This window comes from Arthrobacter sp. ASL1 (assembly GCF_056680475.1).
The window spans coordinates 2,658,187-2,676,030 of the sequence record NZ_CM155284.1 but is presented as its reverse complement, the minus strand read 5'-3'; the positions used below and the strand labels follow the sequence as shown (position 1 = coordinate 2,676,030).

The 17,844-nt window shown below is 69.2% G+C and carries 18 protein-coding genes and 1 tRNA gene; 11 read left to right on the top strand and 8 right to left on the bottom strand.

Going from position 1 to position 17,844, the window contains the following annotated elements; translation table 11 throughout:
• Window positions 1–8 precede the first annotated feature (8 nt).
• Entirely contained in the window at window positions 9–1,220 is a 1,212-nt protein-coding gene (locus AC1MEQ_RS12665; protein WP_479791149.1) for an acetyl-CoA C-acetyltransferase, read from the bottom strand.
• Between the two features lie 147 nt (window positions 1,221–1,367).
• Here AC1MEQ_RS12665 and AC1MEQ_RS12660 point away from each other — a divergent pair, with 147 nt between their 5' ends.
• On the top strand, window positions 1,368–2,564 hold the full coding sequence (locus tag AC1MEQ_RS12660) for an NAD(P)/FAD-dependent oxidoreductase (RefSeq protein WP_479791148.1): 1,197 nt from the start codon (window positions 1,368–1,370) through the stop codon (window positions 2,562–2,564).
• Window positions 2,561–3,457 carry an RNA polymerase sigma-70 factor gene (locus AC1MEQ_RS12655; RefSeq protein ID WP_479791147.1) on the top strand — a complete coding sequence of 299 codons (897 nt, stop codon included), beginning with the start codon at window positions 2,561–2,563 and terminating at the stop codon, window positions 3,455–3,457. Before AC1MEQ_RS12660 ends, AC1MEQ_RS12655 begins: the two co-directional genes overlap by 4 nt.
• A gap of 7 nt (window positions 3,458–3,464) precedes the next feature.
• Here the strand turns inward: AC1MEQ_RS12655 and abc-f are convergent, their stop codons facing one another.
• The 5 genes from abc-f to AC1MEQ_RS12630 form a co-directional block, all read right to left on the bottom strand.
• On the bottom strand, window positions 3,465–5,138 hold the full coding sequence (abc-f, locus tag AC1MEQ_RS12650; protein WP_479791146.1) for a ribosomal protection-like ABC-F family protein: 1,674 nt from the start codon (window positions 5,136–5,138) through the stop codon (window positions 3,465–3,467).
• A gap of 265 nt (window positions 5,139–5,403) precedes the next feature.
• Window positions 5,404–5,703 (bottom strand): DUF4193 domain-containing protein, encoded by a 300-nt coding sequence (locus AC1MEQ_RS12645; protein ID WP_479796127.1) that lies wholly within the window; start codon window positions 5,701–5,703, stop codon window positions 5,404–5,406.
• A gap of 233 nt (window positions 5,704–5,936) precedes the next feature.
• A tRNA-Ala gene (locus AC1MEQ_RS12640) sits at window positions 5,937–6,009 on the bottom strand.
• Between the two features lie 83 nt (window positions 6,010–6,092).
• Window positions 6,093–7,229 carry an alanine racemase gene (locus tag AC1MEQ_RS12635; RefSeq protein ID WP_479791145.1) on the bottom strand — a complete coding sequence of 379 codons (1,137 nt, stop codon included), beginning with the start codon at window positions 7,227–7,229 and terminating at the stop codon, window positions 6,093–6,095.
• Window positions 7,230–7,233: 4 nt separating this feature from the next.
• A complete protein-coding gene (locus AC1MEQ_RS12630) occupies window positions 7,234–7,434 on the bottom strand; it encodes a helix-turn-helix domain-containing protein (RefSeq protein ID WP_417218560.1) in 201 nt (66 codons plus the stop codon).
• Between the two features lie 472 nt (window positions 7,435–7,906).
• On the opposite strand from AC1MEQ_RS12630, the gene AC1MEQ_RS12625 reads away from it, so the two are divergent.
• A complete protein-coding gene (locus tag AC1MEQ_RS12625; protein WP_479796126.1) occupies window positions 7,907–8,323 on the top strand; it encodes an Lrp/AsnC family transcriptional regulator in 417 nt (138 codons plus the stop codon).
• On the opposite strand, the gene AC1MEQ_RS12620 is transcribed toward AC1MEQ_RS12625, so the two are convergent.
• Window positions 8,320–9,780 carry an SDR family oxidoreductase gene (locus AC1MEQ_RS12620; protein ID WP_479791144.1) on the bottom strand — a complete coding sequence of 487 codons (1,461 nt, stop codon included), beginning with the start codon at window positions 9,778–9,780 and terminating at the stop codon, window positions 8,320–8,322. The genes AC1MEQ_RS12625 and AC1MEQ_RS12620 overlap by 4 nt on opposite strands.
• On the bottom strand, window positions 9,777–10,628 hold the full coding sequence (locus tag AC1MEQ_RS12615; RefSeq protein ID WP_479791143.1) for a tryptophan-rich sensory protein: 852 nt from the start codon (window positions 10,626–10,628) through the stop codon (window positions 9,777–9,779). The genes AC1MEQ_RS12620 and AC1MEQ_RS12615 overlap by 4 nt, the downstream gene beginning before the upstream one ends.
• Window positions 10,629–10,738: 110 nt before the next feature.
• On the opposite strand from AC1MEQ_RS12615, the gene AC1MEQ_RS12610 reads away from it, so the two are divergent.
• Genes AC1MEQ_RS12610 through AC1MEQ_RS12575 form a run of 8 tightly spaced genes read left to right on the top strand, consistent with a single transcriptional unit; the run spans window position 10,739 to window position 17,838 of the window.
• Window positions 10,739–11,233, top strand: coding sequence for a MarR family winged helix-turn-helix transcriptional regulator (locus AC1MEQ_RS12610; protein ID WP_479791142.1), 495 nt, complete (start codon window positions 10,739–10,741; stop codon window positions 11,231–11,233).
• Window positions 11,230–12,366: a polyprenyl synthetase family protein gene (locus AC1MEQ_RS12605; protein WP_479791141.1), complete on the top strand. Its 1,137-nt coding sequence runs from the start codon at window positions 11,230–11,232 to the stop codon at window positions 12,364–12,366. Before AC1MEQ_RS12610 ends, AC1MEQ_RS12605 begins: the two co-directional genes overlap by 4 nt.
• A 2-nt stretch (window positions 12,367–12,368) precedes the next feature.
• A complete protein-coding gene (locus AC1MEQ_RS12600; RefSeq protein WP_479791140.1) occupies window positions 12,369–13,253 on the top strand; it encodes a phytoene/squalene synthase family protein in 885 nt (294 codons plus the stop codon).
• Window positions 13,253–14,854, top strand: a complete 1,602-nt coding sequence (crtI, locus tag AC1MEQ_RS12595) for a phytoene desaturase family protein (protein ID WP_479791139.1) — start codon at window positions 13,253–13,255, stop codon at window positions 14,852–14,854. The genes AC1MEQ_RS12600 and crtI overlap by 1 nt, the downstream gene beginning before the upstream one ends.
• Window positions 14,854–15,225, top strand: a complete 372-nt coding sequence (locus AC1MEQ_RS12590) for a lycopene cyclase domain-containing protein (RefSeq protein ID WP_479791138.1) — start codon at window positions 14,854–14,856, stop codon at window positions 15,223–15,225. Before crtI ends, AC1MEQ_RS12590 begins: the two co-directional genes overlap by 1 nt.
• Window positions 15,222–15,557, top strand: a complete 336-nt coding sequence (locus tag AC1MEQ_RS12585; RefSeq protein ID WP_479791137.1) for a hypothetical protein — start codon at window positions 15,222–15,224, stop codon at window positions 15,555–15,557. The genes AC1MEQ_RS12590 and AC1MEQ_RS12585 overlap by 4 nt, the downstream gene beginning before the upstream one ends.
• Entirely contained in the window at window positions 15,554–16,408 is an 855-nt protein-coding gene (locus AC1MEQ_RS12580; protein ID WP_479791136.1) for a prenyltransferase, read from the top strand. Before AC1MEQ_RS12585 ends, AC1MEQ_RS12580 begins: the two co-directional genes overlap by 4 nt.
• A complete protein-coding gene (locus tag AC1MEQ_RS12575; RefSeq protein WP_479791135.1) occupies window positions 16,405–17,838 on the top strand; it encodes a cryptochrome/photolyase family protein in 1,434 nt (477 codons plus the stop codon). Before AC1MEQ_RS12580 ends, AC1MEQ_RS12575 begins: the two co-directional genes overlap by 4 nt.
• Window positions 17,839–17,844: the final 6 nt, after the last annotated feature.

Genomic DNA, 17,844 nt, shown 5'->3' with positions numbered 1-17,844 from the left:
CTCCGGTTTCAGACGCGTTCGATCAGGGTGGCGACGCCCATGCCGCCGCCGATGCACAGGGTGACGACGGCGCGGCGCAGTCCGGTGCGTTCGAGCTCGTCGACCATCGTGCCCAGGATCATCGCCCCCGTGGCGCCGAGCGGGTGGCCCATGGCGATGGCCCCGCCGTGGACGTTGAGGCGCGCGTCGTCGATGGCGAAGTCGCGCTGGTACTTCAGGGCGACGGCGGCGAAGGCCTCGTTGATTTCCCACAGGTCGATGTCTGCCGGGGTCAGGCCGGCGGTGTCCAGCAGCTTGCGGGTGGCGGGTGTGGGCCCGGTGAGCATGATCGTCGGGTCCGCCCCGGAAACGGCTGCGGCGGCGATCCTGGCGCGGGGGGCCAGCCCGAGGTCGCGGCCCACGGACTCGGAGCCGACCAGGACCAGGGCGGCCCCGTCGACGATGCCCGAGGAGTTCCCGCCGGTGTGGACGTGGTCGATGTCCTGCACCCAGTGGTATTTCTCCAGGGCGACGGCATCGAAGCCACCGTCCCGGCCCATGCTGGCGAAGGCGGGACGGATCGAGCCAAGGGTCTCGACGGTGGTGCCCCGGCGGATGTGCTCATCGTGATCCAGGACGATGAGCCCGTTCTGGTCGCGGACCGGGACGATGGAGCGGGCGAAGTGGCCGTTGTCCCACGCGGCGGCGGCGCGCTGCTGGGAGCGGGCGGCGAAGGTATCCACGTCCTCGCGGGTGAATCCCTCGGTGGTGGCGATGAGGTCGGCGCTGATGCCCTGCGGAATGTAGGAGGTGTCGAAGCTGGTCGCCGGGTCGAACGCCCAGGGGCCGCCGTCGGAACCGATGGGGACCCGGGACATCGATTCGACACCGCCGGCGATGACCAGGTGTTCCCACCCGGAGCGGATCTTCGCGGCGGCCAGGTTGGTGGCCTCCAGACCGGAGGCGCAGAAGCGGTTGAGCTGGAAGCCGCCCACGGTATCAGGCAGGCCCGCGGCGATCGCGGCGATGCGGGCGATGTCTGCGCCCTGGTCCCCGATCGGGGTCACGACCCCGAGGACCAGGTCATCGATCCGCGACTCGTCGAGCCCGGGGTTGCGCTCGCGCAGCGCGTCGATGAGCCCGGTGACCAGCGAAATCGGCTTGGTCCCGTGGAGTGCCCCCTTGCGGCCCCGGCCGCGCGGGGTCCGCACGGCGTCGTAGATGTAGGCCTCGCTGTGCATGCCGGATCGGCTCCCTTCGCCAGGTGGTGTGAGCGCCGTCGCACCCCCAGCCCATCCTAGGCGGTGGAGGCAAACCCCGGGGTGCCTGTCACAACCTCCGGTCCCCCGGTGTCCTATGGGCATCCCCCTGAAATCAAAGGAGACATCATGAACGCGAACACCACGGTCGTCGTGATCGGCGGCGGCTATGCAGGAGTCACGGCGGCCAATCGATTGACCCGGGCCCCGGATGTGGCAGTCGTCCTGGTCAACCCGCGGACCACGTTCGTCGAGCGGATCCGGCTGCACCAGCTCGTCGCCGGGACCGACGACGCCGTCGTCGACTACCAGGACATCCTGGCCGACGGGATCCGGCTGGTCACCGACACCGTCACCCGGATCGACGCAGCGGACCGGAAACTGTCCCTGTCCGCGGGCGGGACCCTCGACTACGACTACCTGGTCTACGCGGCCGGCAGCGGAAGTGCCGGCCCGGACGTGCCCGGAGCCGTCGAGTTCGCCTACCCGGTGGCCACGCTGGAAGAAGCGGCACGGCTCCATCGGGTGCTGGCGGCGTCGCCCGCCGACGCCCCGGTGGTGGTGGTCGGGGCCGGCCCGACGGGCATCGAAACCGCCGCCGAACTCGCTGAGCAGGGCCACCACGTGACGTTGGCAGGAACCGCGCTCGGACCCTACCTCCATCCGCGGGCCCGCCGCTGGGTGGCCCGGAAGCTGGCCGGCCTGGGAGTGGACGTGGTGGACGGCCCGGGGGCCACGGTCGGCGCCGTGTCCCGGTCAGCCGTTCGGCTCGGCGACGGCCGCGAACTACCCAGCACCGTGACCATCTGGACCGCCGGTTTCGGCGTCCCGGGACTGGCCCGCGGCAGTGGCCTGCGCACCGATGCCGCCGGCCGGCTGCTCACCGACGAGACGCTGACCAGCGTGGACGATGAGCGGATCGTCGCCGCCGGCGACTCCGCGGCTCCGTCCGGTCTGCCGTTCAGGATGAGTTGCCAGGCGGCCGGACAGCTCGGCGGCCGGGCCGCCGATACGGTGCTCAGCCGCCTGGCCGGCGCGCAGCCACGGCAGCTGGGCGTGGCGTTCGTCGGCCAGTGCATCAGCCTGGGGCGCCACAACGGAATCTTCCAGGTCGCACGCCGGAACGACGCGGCGGTGGGGCTCCACCTCCCCGGGCGGGCCGGTGCCCTGCTCAAGGGGATCGTCACCTGGGGAACCGTCCGCCAACTGGCCATCGAGGCACGGCGTCCGGGTCTGCTCTCCGTCCCGACCTGGGCCGCGGACCACGAGCGCCGGAGCCTGCTGGCCCGGCGTGAGGTTACCTCCGGGAGTAGCGTGGAGGCATGATCGAGGAAGCCGTCGATCCGGCCACCGCGGCTTTCGCCGAACACCGGAACCTGTTGTTCACCGTTGCCTACGAGATGCTCGGTTCGGCGGCCGATGCCGAGGATGTGCTGCAGGAGACCTGGCTGCGGTGGGTCGCGGTCGACCTCGGGACGGTCCGCGACCGGCGGGCCTACCTGGTGCGGATCACGACCCGCCAGTCGCTCAACCTGATCCGTTCCCTGTCGCGCCGCAAGGAGTCCTACGTCGGCCCCTGGCTGCCCGAACCGCTGCTGACGACGCCGGATGTCGCCGAGGACGTCGAACTGGCCGAGAGCCTGTCGATGGCCCTGATGTTCGTCCTCGAAACCCTCGCGCCGCTCGAACGGGCCGTCTTCGTGCTCCGCGACGTCTTCGATGTCGGCTACGCCGAGATTGCCGAGGCGGTGGACAAGAACCCCGCAGCCGTCCGCCAGATCGCCCACCGCGCCCGGAAACACGTCAACGACCGCCGCCCGCGGATGTCCACCACCGCGCGCGAGACCCGGGCCGTCGTGGATGCCTTCCACCGGGTGGTCGAGGGCGGCGACCTGCAGGGCCTGCTCGCTGTGCTCGCCCCCGATGTCGTCCTGGTGGGCGACGGCGGCGGCGTGAAACAGGCGGCGCTGCGTCCCGTCATCGGTGCGGAACGGGCGGTGCGCATGCTCTCCGGCGGGCTGCGCAAACTCCACGCGACGTTCAGTGCGGAGGCCACGATGGTCAACGGAAACCCCGCACTGTTGATGCGGCTGGACGGCGAGATCGATGGGGTCCTGGCGTTCAGGGTCGAGCACGGGCTGGTCACGGGCCTGTACTACGTGCGCAACCCGGAGAAGCTGTCCCGGCTCGCCGCCGAAACCCCGTTCGCCCTGCGCTGATGCATCCCTACCGGGCGGCGGCACCGGGTCGGAGCGCCCCGTCCGCCCGGAGCCCCAACAGCCGCCCGTGCTCCAGCCGGGCGCGGCTGCCGGAAAAGCGGCGGCGGAGCCCCCGGTCGTGGGTGACGATGACGACGGCGCCGCGGTAGTCATCGAGCGCGGATTCCAACTCCTCGATCAGGGCGGGCGCCAGGTGGTTGGTCGGTTCGTCCAGGAGCAGCAGGTCGACCGGCTCGGTGACCAACCGCGCCAGCTCGATGCGTCTGCGCTGCCCGTAGGACAGGTCCCCGATCCGTAGCCTCAACTCGGGCACGGTGAACAGGCCCAGCGCGAGCAACCGGTCGATGTGCTCCTCCGCGGTACCGGCTCGCCCCTGGGCGAAGGCCTGCACCAGCAGCATCCGGGCGGGCCAGGGAGTCTGCATCTGGCGCAGGTACCCGACCGCCGGGGCCACCTCCACGTCTCCGGCGTCGGGCTCCAGCTCGCCGGCCAGCACGTCCATGAGCGTGGTCTTGCCGGCGCCGTTGGGCCCGGTGACCAGCAACCGGTCCCCGGCCCGCAACCGCAGCCCCTCGAGGTGCAGCCGGTTTCCGACGTGTATTCCATGCAGCTCGGCCACGGGAGCTCCGCCGCCGTCGTCTTCCGGCTGGTCCAGCTCGGGGGTGAAGACCAGCGGATCCTGCGGGGCGGCAACGGGCTCGTTCTCCAGGCGTTCGATCCAGCCCTTGGCCATGCGCAGCCGGCCCATCGCCCCGTGTCCACGCCCGCGCGCCCGGAACGCGCCGTGCCCGAAGACCGCGAATTCGAGCTTCCGCGGGATGGCGGCCAGTCGGGCCGCATTGCGGTCGACCAGGCGCTCGTTGCGTTCGAGTTCGGTCCGCCAGTGTTCGTAAACGAGCAGCCGGCTCCGGCGTTCGGCGGCCTTCGCGGCAAGGTAGCCGGCATACCCGTTCCCGTAGCGGGCGAGCCGTCCGCCATCGACCTCCAGGATGGTGTCGGTGAGCCGTTGCAGGAACACGCGGTCATGGGTGACGGCGACGATGGTTCCGCGATGGGTGGCCAGTCGCTGTTCAAGCCAGGCCACCGCGTCGTCGTCCAGGTGGTTCGTGGGTTCGTCGAGGAGCAGCAGTTCGGGGTCGGCGGCCAACGTTCCGGCCAACGCAAGCCGTGTCAGTTCGCCGCCGGAGAGCGTGTCCAGGGCGCGGTCGCGGGCCAGACGCGGTAACCCGAGGCCCTGCAGGGCCGCCTCGACGCGCGCGTCCGCGGCATACCCATCGCGGGACTCGTAGTCCTGCACGACGGCGGTATAGGCAGCCAGTGCCATCTCGAGTTCCCTGCCACGCAGGCTGGCCAGGGAGGCCTCTGCGCCGGCTATCCGCGCTTCGAGGCCGCGCAGCTCGGCCAATGTCTCGTCGATCGCGTGCTGGACGGTGGCTCCGGCTGGATGCTCGGGGTGTTGTGGCAGGTAGCCGATGCCGCCGGGGGCGGTCACGGTGAGTTCCCCGGAATCGGGTTCGATGAGCGAGGCCATCAAGCGCAACAGGGTGGACTTGCCGGCGCCGTTGTCGCCGATGATGCCGACGGTCTCGCCCGGCGCGATGGTGATGTCGGCGTCGTCGAGCACCGTGTGGCCGGAAAAGGCCAGCGATACGTGGTGAAGGGACAGCTGGGACGCTTCCATGGGGTCGACCTGTCCGGGCGGCGCACCATGCGGCGCCCCGGTGGAAGGGGTATTCCTGGTGGTGGGCGGCCCGGGGCCGGCCCGTTGTTCCCGCCGCGGAGCATGGCTCGACACGGTGGAATCATTCAGCGGATCAACGTACCCATGGGAAAAGAATATCGGCGCCCCCGTTCACGGAACAAGGGCGCCGGGTGGATCTCACCGGCATCTGCCGGGACGATCCGCGGGCAGGCGGTGGCCGCCGCCTGCCAAGGAGCTGTGTTGCCTAGGCCTCGCAGTCGCGGCAGTACTTCACGCCGTTTTTTTCGCGGGCCAGCTGTGAGCGGTGGCGGACCAGGAAGCAGGAACCGCAGGTGAATTCGTCGGCTGCCTGGGGCAGCACGCGGACGACCAGTTCGTCGTCGACGATGGCGCCGGGCAGTTCGGGGCCGTCGAGGGCCTCGCCTTCATCGAGTTCTTCGGTAACGCTGCGGGCGTTGGGTGCATCCATCTCCTTGACGCGCTTGAGGGTTTCCTCGCTGCGCTCGGCGACGTCGGGGCGGGCTTCGTCGTAGTCCTGGGCCATGGTTGTGCTCCTCATGTTGTTGATGTATGCCCCGCAAGGATAGGACAGCCGGGCGTGTTTCGTGGAAAATTCCACTGCGGGCGAACCAACGGACGAAAGCTTGGTCGCCCTCCTCCGGTTTCAGCCGGTTGCGGAGTCCCCCCACGTGGCGGAAACCAGCCGATTGACTGGGGGACGCCGGAAAGCAAAACGAGTCCAGCCGGGGCCTCTGCTCCGTATGGACTCGGATTTTGTGGAGCTTAGGGGAATCGAACCCCTGACCTTTTCATTGCGAACGAAACGCTCTACCAACTGAGCTAAAGCCCCGTGCGGCTGTTGCCACCCGCGGATACCACGTGCGACAGCTTAACGCACTTCGATGCCACAGCACAAAACCGGTGGCGGACGTCTCAACTGTTCCGGCCGCGCGCGGCCACGGCCCATCGATCGACGATGCGGTATGCAGCCCCCGGAGCGGTGCCGGCGTCGTGCCGCTGGACCACCGTCACCGCGTCCACGAGGTTTGGGACCAGGCAGACATGGTTCGGGATGACCTGCAGTTTCTCGCCGTACGCGGGCAGCCGGGAGCCTTCCGGGAATTCCACGGTGGCGTGATGTTCGGACAAGGCCGCCACGTGCGCTTCGGGGCTACCCATGATGCGGGCGAACCCGCTGGCCCAGGCCGGCCGGTCACCGCCGAGCACCTTCGTGCCGGCGTCGAGCACGACCTGGCCGCCCCCTTGGGGTGCCGGGCGGCGGGAGACCACGGTGGACGCGACGGTGAGGGCGATGTCCGCAAAACCGCAGTGGCCCATCTCCAACTGCTGTGCGTCGTTGAAGATGTAGACGCCGGGCCTGACTTCCGTCGCGGCTCCGGGCTCCGTGGCGTGGGCCGTGGGCGTCGAACCGCCGCTGAGTTCAAGATCTCGAAAACCTGCGGCCGTGAGGTCGCGGGCAGCCGCGGACAGGACGCGTGACTCGTCGTCGTTCGCCCCCTTCGCGGCGTCGGGGCCGTAGCTGTGCCCGGGGAAGGTGAAGAGGCCGTCGACCCGAAGTCCCGCCGCCCGGGCGGCGCGCGCCACGTCGGCGGCGGCATCCGGTGCCGCCCCGCTGCGATGGTGCCCGCTGTCGAGCTCGATCATCACCGAAAGGATCCCGGCATCCGGCTCCAGGCGTTCCGCCAGATTGCAGGCGCCTTCAACGGAGTCGACGCCGACGCGCAATCTCGTTCTACCGGCGAGCGCCTTCAGCCGCGGAGCCATCGACTCCCCCACCCACAACGGGTAGGCGATGAACAGGTCCTGCACGCCGGCATCGGCGAAGACCTCCGCCTCGCCCACCGTCGCGACGGTCAGCCCACATGCTCCGGCGGCCAGCTGCAGTTCGGCGATCTGCGGGATCTTGTGCGTCTTGGCGTGGGGGCGCAGCCGCTGTCCACGTTCGGCGACGGCAGTGGACAACGCGTTGATGTTACGCCGGAGGACATCGAGATCGATGAGGACCTCGGGGGTCTGCAGTGAATCGGGGATCAGAGGGGAAGGCACCATGGAACTAGCGGCCGCCGTCGTCCTGTTTCAGGCCTTCGCGGGTGGCCGTGTACTGGCGGTCGATGTAAGCCTCGAGTTCAGTTCGCTCCACACGCCATACGCCCCGGCCACCGACCTTGATGGCCGGGAGCTCGCCGCTGCGGACCAGGGAACGCACCTGGGGCATGTTGACGCTCAGCTCCTCGGCGACGTCTTCCAGACGCATGAATCTCATACATTGAAGTTAGCGCGAGTTAGCGCGCGTTTCCAGTCGTTCACGCGACGTGGGGACAAGATGCGGCAGGTTGGGAAATGACGACCTCCCACGTCACGATGGCCCGCGGATTCCCCCAGCGGGGAATCTGCGGGCCATACTCGAAGCCAGCTACCGGTTGCGGGCCTTGTGGGCCGTGCCGTGTCGACGGCGGGGGTGTCGCCGTCGATCCGTCAACCTGACATCCCAACGTTGATGACATTGTTCAGTTTCCGGGTTCAATAGATCACCGACCGGTCATAACGTGCAACACAGTTGATTGGCGTTGGTCATACTGACTATTCTGGAGACTTGCTTCCGAACCCACTTGGTCACTTTGACCGGAGGGGGACGGCATCCTCCACCTCGCCCCCAGCAAAGGAGCCCCCGGGTGACACCCGAGTCGTACCACCTCGATGCCACGGACCGCCGCATCCTGGCCGCCATGGACCAGGACCCGCGGATCCCCATCATGATGCTGGCCCAACGCCTCGGCCTGGCCCGCGGTACCGTGCAGTCGCGGCTCGAGAAGCTCGCAGCTTCCGGGGCCCTCCGACCCAATAGCAGCAGGGTCACGCCGGCTGCCTTGGGGCGTGGCGTCGCGGCATCGGTATCCGCAGAGCTGGACCAGTCCATGCTCGACGACGCCATCGCGGCGCTCAGCGACATCCCGGAAGTCCTGGAGTGCTTTGCCCCCGCCGGTGACACCGACCTGCTGATCCGGGTCGTTGCCACCGACCCGGATGACCTCTACCGGGTCAGCGAGGTCATCCGTTTCTGCCCGGGCATCACGCGAACTTCCACGACGATGTTCCTGCGTGAGGTCATCCCCTACCGGACCACCGGGCTGCTCGACGGCTAGGACCCGCCGCCCTGGGCGGCACGGGTGATGCGCTCTGCCATGCTGCGGAAGATGATGCCGTGGAAGGGCAGCACCGCCAACCAGTAGAGCCGCCCGGCCAGGCCGCGCGGGAAGAAAATTGCCCGTTGGCGATAGATGCTTCCGGTTCCGTCGGGGTCGACCCGCAATTCCAGCCAGGCGCCCCCGGGGGCCTTCATCTCGGCGCGCAATCGCAGCATCCGTCCCGGTTCCAGCGCCTCGACGCGCCACCAGTCGACCACGTCGTTGAGTTGCAGGCTGCTCTTGCTGCGGCGACCACGACGGAGCCCCACTCCTCCCCCGAATTTGTCCATCCATCCGCGCACCGACCAGGCCAGGGGCATCGAGTACCAACCGTTGTCCCCGCCGATGCCCTCGACGACCTTCCAGACCCGATCCGGGGCCGCCGTCGTCGCCCGTTCCCGTACGTCGGTGAAGACCGTGCGCCCCGACCAGTCCGGGTCGCTGGGCAAGGGCTCGGCCGGCTCGCCCGTCTCCCGGGAATCGGCCCAGGACGTCTCGACCGCATCGGCCTGGATCTTCAGCAACGCCAGTTCGACGGAACGCCGATACCCGGTCAGGCCCCCGGTGGGCGGTGGGATGAGCCCGTCGATCGACCGGTCGCGCATGACGCAGTCATGTTGCAGTGATTCGACCAGCGGCAGTGCAAGCCCCCGGGGGATCGGCGTCACGAGGTTGACCCATTGCCCCGCGAGCCAGGGCGTGAGCACGGGCAATGCCAAGACGACCGGCTGCCGCAGACCCGCCACTTCCGCGTAACCACGCATCATCTGGGCATAGGTCAGCACGTCGGGTCCGCCGATGTCGAAGGTTCCGCGGCTTCCCTCCGGGAGGTCGACGGCGGCAAGCAGATAGTGCAGGGCGTCCCGGACAGCGATGGGCTGGATCCGGTTCAGCACCCAGCGCGGTGCGGGCATGACCGGCAGCACGTCCGTCAGGTGGCGGATCATCTCGAAACTGGCCGAGCCGGAGCCGATGAGCAGGCCGGCTTGGAGGACCAGCGTGGGAACGCCGGAGTGCTCCAGGATGCGCCCGACCTCGGTGCGCGAGGCCAGGTGCCGGCTGAGTTCCCCGGCGGGATGTAGTCCCGACAGGTAGACGATCCGGCCCACGCCGGCCGCGCGCGCGGCGGCTCCGAGGCGAAGTGCACAGGTCCGTTCGGTGCGCTCGAAGTCGCCCGGACCACCCATGGAGTGGACCAGATAGAACACCACGTCCGCACCCTCGACGAGCGCCTCCGCGGCGGCCTCGTCCTCCAGGGAACCCGCAATGACGTCCACGCGTGTTCCCCACGGGACATCGCGCAACTTCGATGCGCTCCGCGTGAGCACCGTGACCTCATGTCCGGCCTCGAGCAGGCGGGGAACCAGACGTCCGCCAACATAACCGGTGGCCCCGGCGACGGCGACGCAGCTCAACGGCCTGCTCCACTGCGGTTGCCGGCCACCTGGCGGCGCGGCTTTCTGGCTTCTCGGATCCGGAACACCAGCGCCGCCAGGACGACCAGCGCCGCAGCGGCACCTGCAGCCCACGCGATCGGGACCGATTGCAGGCCGCCGTCGAGCCGGCCCATGGCGATCCAGGCCAGCCCCCAGGCCAAGGCCGCCGGCGGTGCCAGCCGGCCCCCGGTCCTGGCCGCCAGGGTGATGCCGATTGCGGCGGCCACGGCCAACACGACAGCGGCAACCATCATCGTCGTTCCCTCCGGGGCCCGCGCACCCCGGGAGGCGAGCAGCGCCGAGATGTTCGCGACGGTCGCCACGCTCACCCAGCCGAGATACAGGCCGAACGTGATGCCCACGACCAGTCGCTCGGTCCGGCCGGCTGCCGGCGTGCGGAGGATCAGGATGAAGGTCCGTGCCAAGACGGCCAGCAGGACCGCGATGACGACCACGCTGAGCAGGAGCTGTCCCCATTGCACCACCCAGATCCACGCGGCGTTCAGCAGGGCCGATGCAGCGGCCCACGGTCGCAGGCGCCGCTGCAGGTTTGATCCGCGCCATGCGGGGAGGAGCTGGATCACCGCATGCAGGACCAGTCCGGCGTAGATGGCACTCCAAATCGAGAAGGCCCCGGCACCGGGGGCGAGGACGGTGCCGTCGGCGGACAGCCAGCCATCGGCCGCATCTTGGATGGGGGTGCCGCCGAGTGCACCGCTGCCCAGGAAGGCCCCGGCGATGGCCAACGCCACAGTGGCCGCATATAGCCAGGGGGCGATCGGCGAGGACGATGACAGGTCGCCGCCCGGCTGGTTGGTCTTGCCCATGGTCGACACTCCTTGCTGTTCGATGGCCCCCTCTGGGGGACTCGACATTTTGGCTGGTGTGTACCAGTATGTAGCTAGATTATCTGATTATCAATACTTCGGTGGATAAAATGAACGACGCTATCCCGGCCCGCGGGGGCCGGCCCGCCATGCACCCGGCCTCCGTGCTGCTGCGCAAAATCCTGGTGCTCAACGACACCGTTGAATACCAGATGCGCGTGCACCTGAAAACCAACGAGACCGATTTCCAGGCCATGCAGCATCTGCTCCAAACGGGTCCGATGACGCCCTCGGACCTGGCGGCGGAACTCCACCTGACCACGGCGGCCGTCACCAGCGTGATCGACCGGTTGGTGCGGGCAGGACACGTCCGGCGCCTGCCCCATCCGTCCGACCGCCGGCGCATCGTCGTCGAACCGACCGAGTCCTCCGTCAGGGAGGCCATGGCCCAGCTCATGCCCATGATCCTCGCAACGGATTCCCTGGTCCGGGGGATGGACGAAGCCGGACAACACGCCGTGACCACCTACCTCGATGGGGTGGTCGCTTCCATGCAGGAGCGCATCGACGCGATGGCCTCCACCCCCGAGGAGACAACGACATGAACCAACACTCCGAGACTGCCACGAGGGTCCTTTCGGAAGGATCCGACCTGCCGACGCGGCCCGGCTGGGCCCCGGACGAGAGTGTCGCGGATCCGCAAGCAGATGGCTTCCTGGCCGCTGTGCGGCAGGTGCTGGACCGTGAGGCCGGCTCCGCGCTGCGCCACGCGGGACGGGACTCCAGACGCTTCGACCGCCTCTGGTACCGCCTGGGCGAGAGCCTGGCCGGGGGGAAGCTCACGCGTCCGCGCCTGGTCCACCTCTCCTACCGCGCATTCGGCGGCCGCGACCAGCAGGCCGGCGCAACCCTCGGCGCCGCCTTCGAGATGCTGCACGCCGCGCTCCTGATCCACGATGACGTGATCGACCGCGATCTGGTCCGCCGGGGGCGCCCCACGCTCGGCGCCCGGTACCGCGACGATGCCCTGCGCCTGGGACTCCCGGAGGCGACGGCCGACCACGTGGGGAACTCCGCGGCCCTCATCGGCGGCGACGTCCTGCTGGCCGGGTCCCTCCGTCTGGCCGCCCGTGCCGGAGCAGCCACCGGCACCGCAGAGGCAGTACTCGACGTCGTGCACGCCGCCGTGTTGGCAGCCGCCGCCGGAGAACTCGACGACCTTGTTTTCGCCTTCGAGGGCGCCGACGTCAGCGTGGACCAGGTGCTGGACATGGAACGGCTGAAGACCGCTTCCTACTCCTTCGAGGCACCCCTGCGTGCGGGTGCCGTGCTGGCCGGGGCGGACGCCGGAACCGCGGACCGCCTCGGCGGCATCGGCCGCACGATCGGCATCGCCTACCAGGTCATCGACGACGTCCTGGGCACATTCGGCGATCCTGCGGTGACGGGCAAGTCCATCGACTCGGACCTGCGTTCGGACAAGCGCACCGTCCTGGGGGCATTTGCGGCGCACGACGCCGGCTACCTCGCCGCCCATGACGCCTACCGCCGCGGTGAAGCCGGCATCGAGGAAGTCCGCTCGGCACTGCGTGCTGCGGGCGCCGACGACGCCGCACGGCGCCTGGCCCTCCGCCTGGTTCGGCACGCCCTCTCCGAGGCAGCCGACCTGGCACCCTCCTCGACCCTCTGCGACGACCTGGCCGCCATGTGCACCCTGGTTCTGGAGCGGACGAAATGACCATGGATACCAGCCCCCTGCCCCGGTACAGCGAGACGGCCAGCCGCAGCGCGGGCGTTGTGATCTCCCGGTACTCGACCTCCTTCGGGCTGGCCTGCCGACTGCTCGGCCCGGCGGCCAGGCACGACGTCGAGAACATCTATGCGCTCGTGCGCGTCGCCGACGAAGCCGTCGACGGTGCGGCCGCGGCCGCAGGATTGCCGCCGGAAGCCGTCGCCGCGCAACTCCAGCGGTTGGAACTGGAGGTGGAGAGCGCCCTGGCGGTCGGCTACAGCACCAACATGGTCGTGCACGCGTTCGCCATCACCGCCCGCCGCCACGGCATCACCACTGACCTGACGCGGCCGTTCTTCGAGTCCATGCGGGCCGACCTGACGGTAACCCGGCACGACGATGCCTCCCTGGACAGCTACATCTACGGATCGGCCGAGGTCGTGGGGCTGATGTGCCTGTGCGTCTTCCGCTCCATGCCAGGTGCCATTCCGGGGCACGACGGCGAATTGGAGGCTGCCGCACGCAGCCTCGGCTCGGCTTTCCAGAAGGTGAATTTCCTGCGTGACCTGGCGGCCGACCGTCAAGAGCTCGGGCGGGAGTACCTCGAGACACCGTCCGGTCCCGTGTTCGACGACGCGGCCAAGGATGCCCTCGTGGCGCAGATCCGCACCGAACTCGCCGTCGCCGAGACCGGTATCGCCCTTCTCGCGCCGGGCGCCCGCCGGGCTGTCGCCCTGGCCCACGGGCTGTTCTCCAGGCTGGTCGAACGCCTCGATGAGGTTCCGGCCCGGCACCTCCTGGACCACCGGGTGCGGGTGGGCAATGCCGGCAAGGCAGCCGTGCTGCTGCGCGTGGTCGCCCACCGTCCACCACGCCGGGGAGGGGTCGCCTGATGGCGCGCATCACCGTCATCGGGGGCGGGATCGCCGGGCTGGCCAGTGCCGGACTACTGGCCCGGGATGGGCACGAGGTGACGCTGCTCGAACGCGGGACCACGCTCGGTGGACGCGCCGGACGGTATTCCGCGAACGGTTTCCACTTCGACACGGGCCCGTCCTGGTACCTCATGCCCGAGGTCATCGACCATTGGTTCCGACTCATGGGCACCAGCGCCTCCGCGCAGTTGGAGCTCGTCCCGCTCGCCCCGGCCTACCGGACCTGGTTCCAGGGCGACCCCCGCCCCCTGGACCTCCACTCGGGCCGTGCCGCCGCGACCGCCGCCTTCGAGACCATGGATCCCGGCTCCGGGACGCGGCTGGGAGCCTACCTCGACTCGGCCGGGCAGACCTACGAGTTGGCCAAAAGGCATTTCCTCTACGACGATTTCGAGAGCAAGCGTGGCCTGCTGCATCCCCAGGTCCTGCGGCGCGGCCTGAGAATGGCGGGTCTCCTCGGCACGCCACTGGCCGGGTTCATCGGCCGGCGGTTCCGTGACCCGCGCCAGCGCCAGCTACTGGGCTATCCGGCGGTCTTCCTCGGAACGGATCCGTACCGGGCACCGGCGATGTACCACCTGATGAGCCATCTGGATCTCGCCGACGGGGTGCTCTATCCCCTCGGGGGATTCGCCGCAGTGGTCGACGCCCTGGCGGACACCGCGCGGGCCGCCGGTGTCCAGATCCGCACATCGTCGACGGCGACGCGCATCGAGACCACGGACGCGCCGACGGGCGCCGGGTGGTCACGATGGCGATCGCGGCGACGATCAGCAGTCCAGGCGGTGGCCTACAAAGACGCCGGCGGAACGGCCCATTCGCTGCCCACGGATGTCGTCGTGGCCGCCGCCGACCTGCACCACGTGGAGACCACACTGCTTCCACCCCGGCAACAGACACACCCCGAACGCGTGTGGGCACGCCGCGATCCCGGGCCCAGCGCCGTCCTCGTGTGCCTGGGAATCCGCGGCCGCCTCGACGAACTGGCCCACCACAACCTGTTGTTCACGAAGGACTGGCGGGACAACTTCGGCCGCATCCGCGCCGGAGACGACCTGACCCCGGAGACGTCCATCTACGTCTGCAGGCCCAGCGCCACCGACCCCGGAGTCGCGCCGGCGGGGGCCGAAAACTTGTTCGTCCTCGTCCCCGCTCCTGCACAGCCTGCGTGGGGTGCCGGCGGGCCCGACGGAACCGGGGCGCCGCGCGTGGAGGCCGTGGCAGATGCGGCCATCGACCAGCTCGCATCCTGGTCGGGAATCGAGGACCTGCGCGATCGAATCATCACGCGACAGAGCTACGGTCCGGCCGATTTCGTGCACAACGTGAACGCCTGGCGGGGTAGCGCCCTCGGTGCGGCCCATACCCTGCGGCAGAGCGCATTCCTGCGTCCGGGTATCCGCAGCCGGCGGGTGAAGGGGCTCTTCTACGCCGGCAGCTCGGTCCGCCCGGGGATCGGCGTGCCGATGTGCCTGATCAGCGCCGAACTGGTGCTCAAGGCCATGCGTCGGGACCAGCGGACCGGCCCCCTGCCCGAGCCCTCCCCGGACGGCGCCTGATGCCCTATCTGCTGCTGCTGCTGGTCCTTTTGGGCTGCATGGTGCTGCTCGACGCGCGGTTCCGGCTCTTCTTCTGGGCCCGCCCGGTGGCTGCGGCCATCGTCACGGTGCTGGGTCTCGGGTACTTTCTCGGCTGGGACCTCTGGGCCATCTCCGCAGGCATCTTCTTCCACCGTGAATCGCCCCTGATGACCGGGGTCATGCTCGGTCCCGAGCTGCCGTTGGAGGAACCGGTGTTCCTGCTTTTCCTCGTCTATCAAACCATGGTGCTGTTTACCGGTTTCCTCACCTGGCGTCGCCGGTCCAGGACCCGCCGCATGGCGACCGACCTGACGGAGACGGTGCCGACTCGTGGGGTGAGGAGGTCTTGAGCGCCTACGCATACGTGAACTGCGCCTTTCTGGCCCTGGCCCTGGTGGTCTTCGCCGTGGCAGCCCTGTACGGCCGGATCGGGCGCCGCACCCTGGGTGCCTTCGGCGTCACACTGGGTGCCCTCCTGGTGCTCACGGCCATCTTCGACAACGTCATGATCGGCGCCGGCCTGTTCACCTATTCCGCCGACACGTTGGACGGTCCGCTCGTGGGGCTGGCCCCACTCGGCGATTTTGCCTACCCCGTCGGCGCGGCGGTCCTGCTGCCCGCAACGTGGCTCCTGCTCACCGGCGGTCCCGCGCCGGCATCCACCAACAGGAAGGATCCATGATCGACCTGCTCCTGACGTCCCGGCCCGTTTCCTGGGTCAACACGGCCTACCCGTTCGCCGCGGCGTATCTGATCTCCACCGGCGGCCTCTCCTGGGTCCTGGCCGTCGGGACCCTCTTCTTCCTCATCCCCTACAACCTGGCCATGTATGGGATCAATGACGTTTTCGACTACGAATCCGACCTCCGCAACCCCCGCAAGGGTGGCGCCGAGGGCGCCGTCGTCGATCGGTCGAGACACCGGGCCATCCTCTGGGCATCCGCCGTCACCACCGTGCCGTTCGCCATCGTCCTGGCCACCCAGGGCCCCGTGTCCGCGAACCTGGTCCTGCTCCTGTCGTTGGCCGCCGTCCTGGCCTACAGCGTCCCACGGTTGCGCTTCAAGGAACGGCCCTTCCTCGACTCGATGACCTCCAGCACCCATTTCGTCTCCCCCGCCGTCTACGGCCTGCTCCTCGGTGGCGCCGAATTCACCGGCGGGCTCTGGTGCCTCGTGGCCGCATACTTCCTCTGGGGCATGGCCAGCCACGCCTTCGGTGCCGTGCAGGACATCGTGCCCGACCGCGAGACGGGCCTGGGTTCGGTGGCAACGGTGCTGGGGGCCCGCGCGACGGTCGCCGCCGCGGCAGTCGCCTATGTTGCCGCCGGCCTGCTCATGCTCGGTACCACCTGGCCCGGGCCGCTGGCCGGGCTCCTGGCGCTGCCCTACCTGGCCAATGTGTTGCCGTTCCTGCGGGTGGACGACGCCGGATCGGGCGTGGCCAACCGTGGATGGCGACGCTTCCTGTGGTTGAACTACGCCACCGGGTTCCTGGTTACCCTGCTCCTGATCTGGTACGTGGTGACCCGATGACATCCATCATGTGGTTCCGCGACGACCTGCGGATTGCCGATAATCCCGCGCTCGTGGCCGCCGTGCACGAGGCCGCACCCGTGGCCATCTATATTCTCGACGAGGAGTCCGCCGGCATCCGGCCCCTTGGTGCGGCGGCGCGCTGGTGGCTGCACGAAGCCCTGGTGCAGCTGCGCGTGGATCTCGCGGACCGGGGCATCGACCTGGTGCTGCGTCGCGGACCCGCAGCCGAGGTGCTGGCCGCGCTGGTTCGCGAAGTGGAGCCGACGGCCGTCTACTGGAACCGGCGCTACGGAATGGCAGAACGCACGGTGGATACCCAGGTCAAGGAGGGTCTTCGGACGTCCGAAGTGCATGCCGAGAGCTTCCAGGCCACGCTGCTACATGAACCGTGGACCATCCACACCGGGCAAGGCGGCCACTATCGGGTGTTCACGCCGTTCTGGAACCAACTCCGGGAGCAGCACATCCGCCACCCGCTGGATGCACCGGACCAGACCAGCACCCGCGCCATGGATCAGGGGCCGAGGATCGACGGCGACGATCTGGACTCGTGGGGTCTGGTGCCCACCGGCTCGGATTGGCCAGCCAAACTGGCAGCCCAGTGGACACCCGGCGAGGCGGCAGCATGGTCGGTGTTCGAGGACTTCGCCGACGGGCCGGTCCACGACTACGCGGAAGGCCACGATCTCCCCGGAACCACCGGGACCAGCCGGCTCTCCCCGTACCTGCGCTGGGGCCACATCAGCCCCTTCCAGCTTTGGCACGCCCTCTCGTCCCGGCCGGGACCCACGTCGGGCGGGACGATGGCCTACCTGCGCCAGTTGGGGTGGCGCGAGTTCTGCTGGCACCTGCTGTACCACCACCCCCAACTGGCCACGCGGAACCTCAGGGTCTCCTTCGACCGCTTCCCGTGGCGGTGGCCGGACCGTCCGGGGTCCGAGACGCCCCGGTGCCTGCGCGGCGCTCCGCCTTTCCCCGCTTCGGAGGCTGCCACCGCGGATGAGCCCGTCGACGCCTGGAAGTCCGGGGCAACCGGCATCCCGATGGTCGACGCCGGCATGCGTGAACTGTGGGAGACCGGGTGGATGCACAACCGGGTCCGGATGCTCGTCGCCAGCTTCCTGACCAAGAACATGGGAGTCCACTGGCAGGTCGGCGAACAGTGGTTCTGGGAGACACTCGTCGACGCGGATGAGGCCTCGAACCCCGCCAACTGGCAGTGGGTCGCCGGTTCAGGAGCCGATGCCTCGCCCTTCTTCAGGATCTTCAACCCGAACACCCAGGCCCGGCGCTTCGATGCCCAGGGGAACTACGTGAACCGATGGGTCCCCGACGCCCTCCTCCCGGGGTACCCCGAACCCCTCGAGGACCTGGCCGAATCCCGCCGTCGTGCCCTGGACGACTACCGCACCATCCAGGGCAGCTGACCGGGG

What these genes read in the sequence shown, in the direction of transcription:
- AC1MEQ_RS12665 (WP_479791149.1), bottom strand. Translation starts at nt 1,220, where the DNA reads ATGCACAGCGAGGCCTACATCTACGACGCCGTGCGGACCCCGCGCGGC.
- AC1MEQ_RS12660 (WP_479791148.1), top strand. Translation starts at nt 1,368, where the DNA reads ATGAACGCGAACACCACGGTCGTCGTGATCGGCGGCGGCTATGCAGGA.
- AC1MEQ_RS12655 (WP_479791147.1), top strand. Translation starts at nt 2,561, where the DNA reads ATGATCGAGGAAGCCGTCGATCCGGCCACCGCGGCTTTCGCCGAACAC.
- abc-f (WP_479791146.1), bottom strand. Translation starts at nt 5,138, where the DNA reads ATGGAAGCGTCCCAGCTGTCCCTTCACCACGTATCGCTGGCCTTTTCC.
- AC1MEQ_RS12645 (WP_479796127.1), bottom strand. Translation starts at nt 5,703, where the DNA reads ATGGCCCAGGACTACGACGAAGCCCGCCCCGACGTCGCCGAGCGCAGC.
- AC1MEQ_RS12635 (WP_479791145.1), bottom strand. Translation starts at nt 7,229, where the DNA reads ATGGTGCCTTCCCCTCTGATCCCCGATTCACTGCAGACCCCCGAGGTC.
- AC1MEQ_RS12630 (WP_417218560.1), bottom strand. Translation starts at nt 7,434, where the DNA reads ATGCGTCTGGAAGACGTCGCCGAGGAGCTGAGCGTCAACATGCCCCAG.
- AC1MEQ_RS12625 (WP_479796126.1), top strand. Translation starts at nt 7,907, where the DNA reads ATGGACCAGGACCCGCGGATCCCCATCATGATGCTGGCCCAACGCCTC.
- AC1MEQ_RS12615 (WP_479791143.1), bottom strand. Translation starts at nt 10,628, where the DNA reads ATGGGCAAGACCAACCAGCCGGGCGGCGACCTGTCATCGTCCTCGCCG.
- AC1MEQ_RS12610 (WP_479791142.1), top strand. Translation starts at nt 10,739, where the DNA reads ATGAACGACGCTATCCCGGCCCGCGGGGGCCGGCCCGCCATGCACCCG.
- AC1MEQ_RS12605 (WP_479791141.1), top strand. Translation starts at nt 11,230, where the DNA reads ATGAACCAACACTCCGAGACTGCCACGAGGGTCCTTTCGGAAGGATCC.
- AC1MEQ_RS12600 (WP_479791140.1), top strand. Translation starts at nt 12,369, where the DNA reads ATGGATACCAGCCCCCTGCCCCGGTACAGCGAGACGGCCAGCCGCAGC.
- crtI (WP_479791139.1), top strand. Translation starts at nt 13,253, where the DNA reads ATGGCGCGCATCACCGTCATCGGGGGCGGGATCGCCGGGCTGGCCAGT.
- AC1MEQ_RS12590 (WP_479791138.1), top strand. Translation starts at nt 14,854, where the DNA reads ATGCCCTATCTGCTGCTGCTGCTGGTCCTTTTGGGCTGCATGGTGCTG.
- AC1MEQ_RS12580 (WP_479791136.1), top strand. Translation starts at nt 15,554, where the DNA reads ATGATCGACCTGCTCCTGACGTCCCGGCCCGTTTCCTGGGTCAACACG.
- AC1MEQ_RS12575 (WP_479791135.1), top strand. Translation starts at nt 16,405, where the DNA reads ATGACATCCATCATGTGGTTCCGCGACGACCTGCGGATTGCCGATAAT.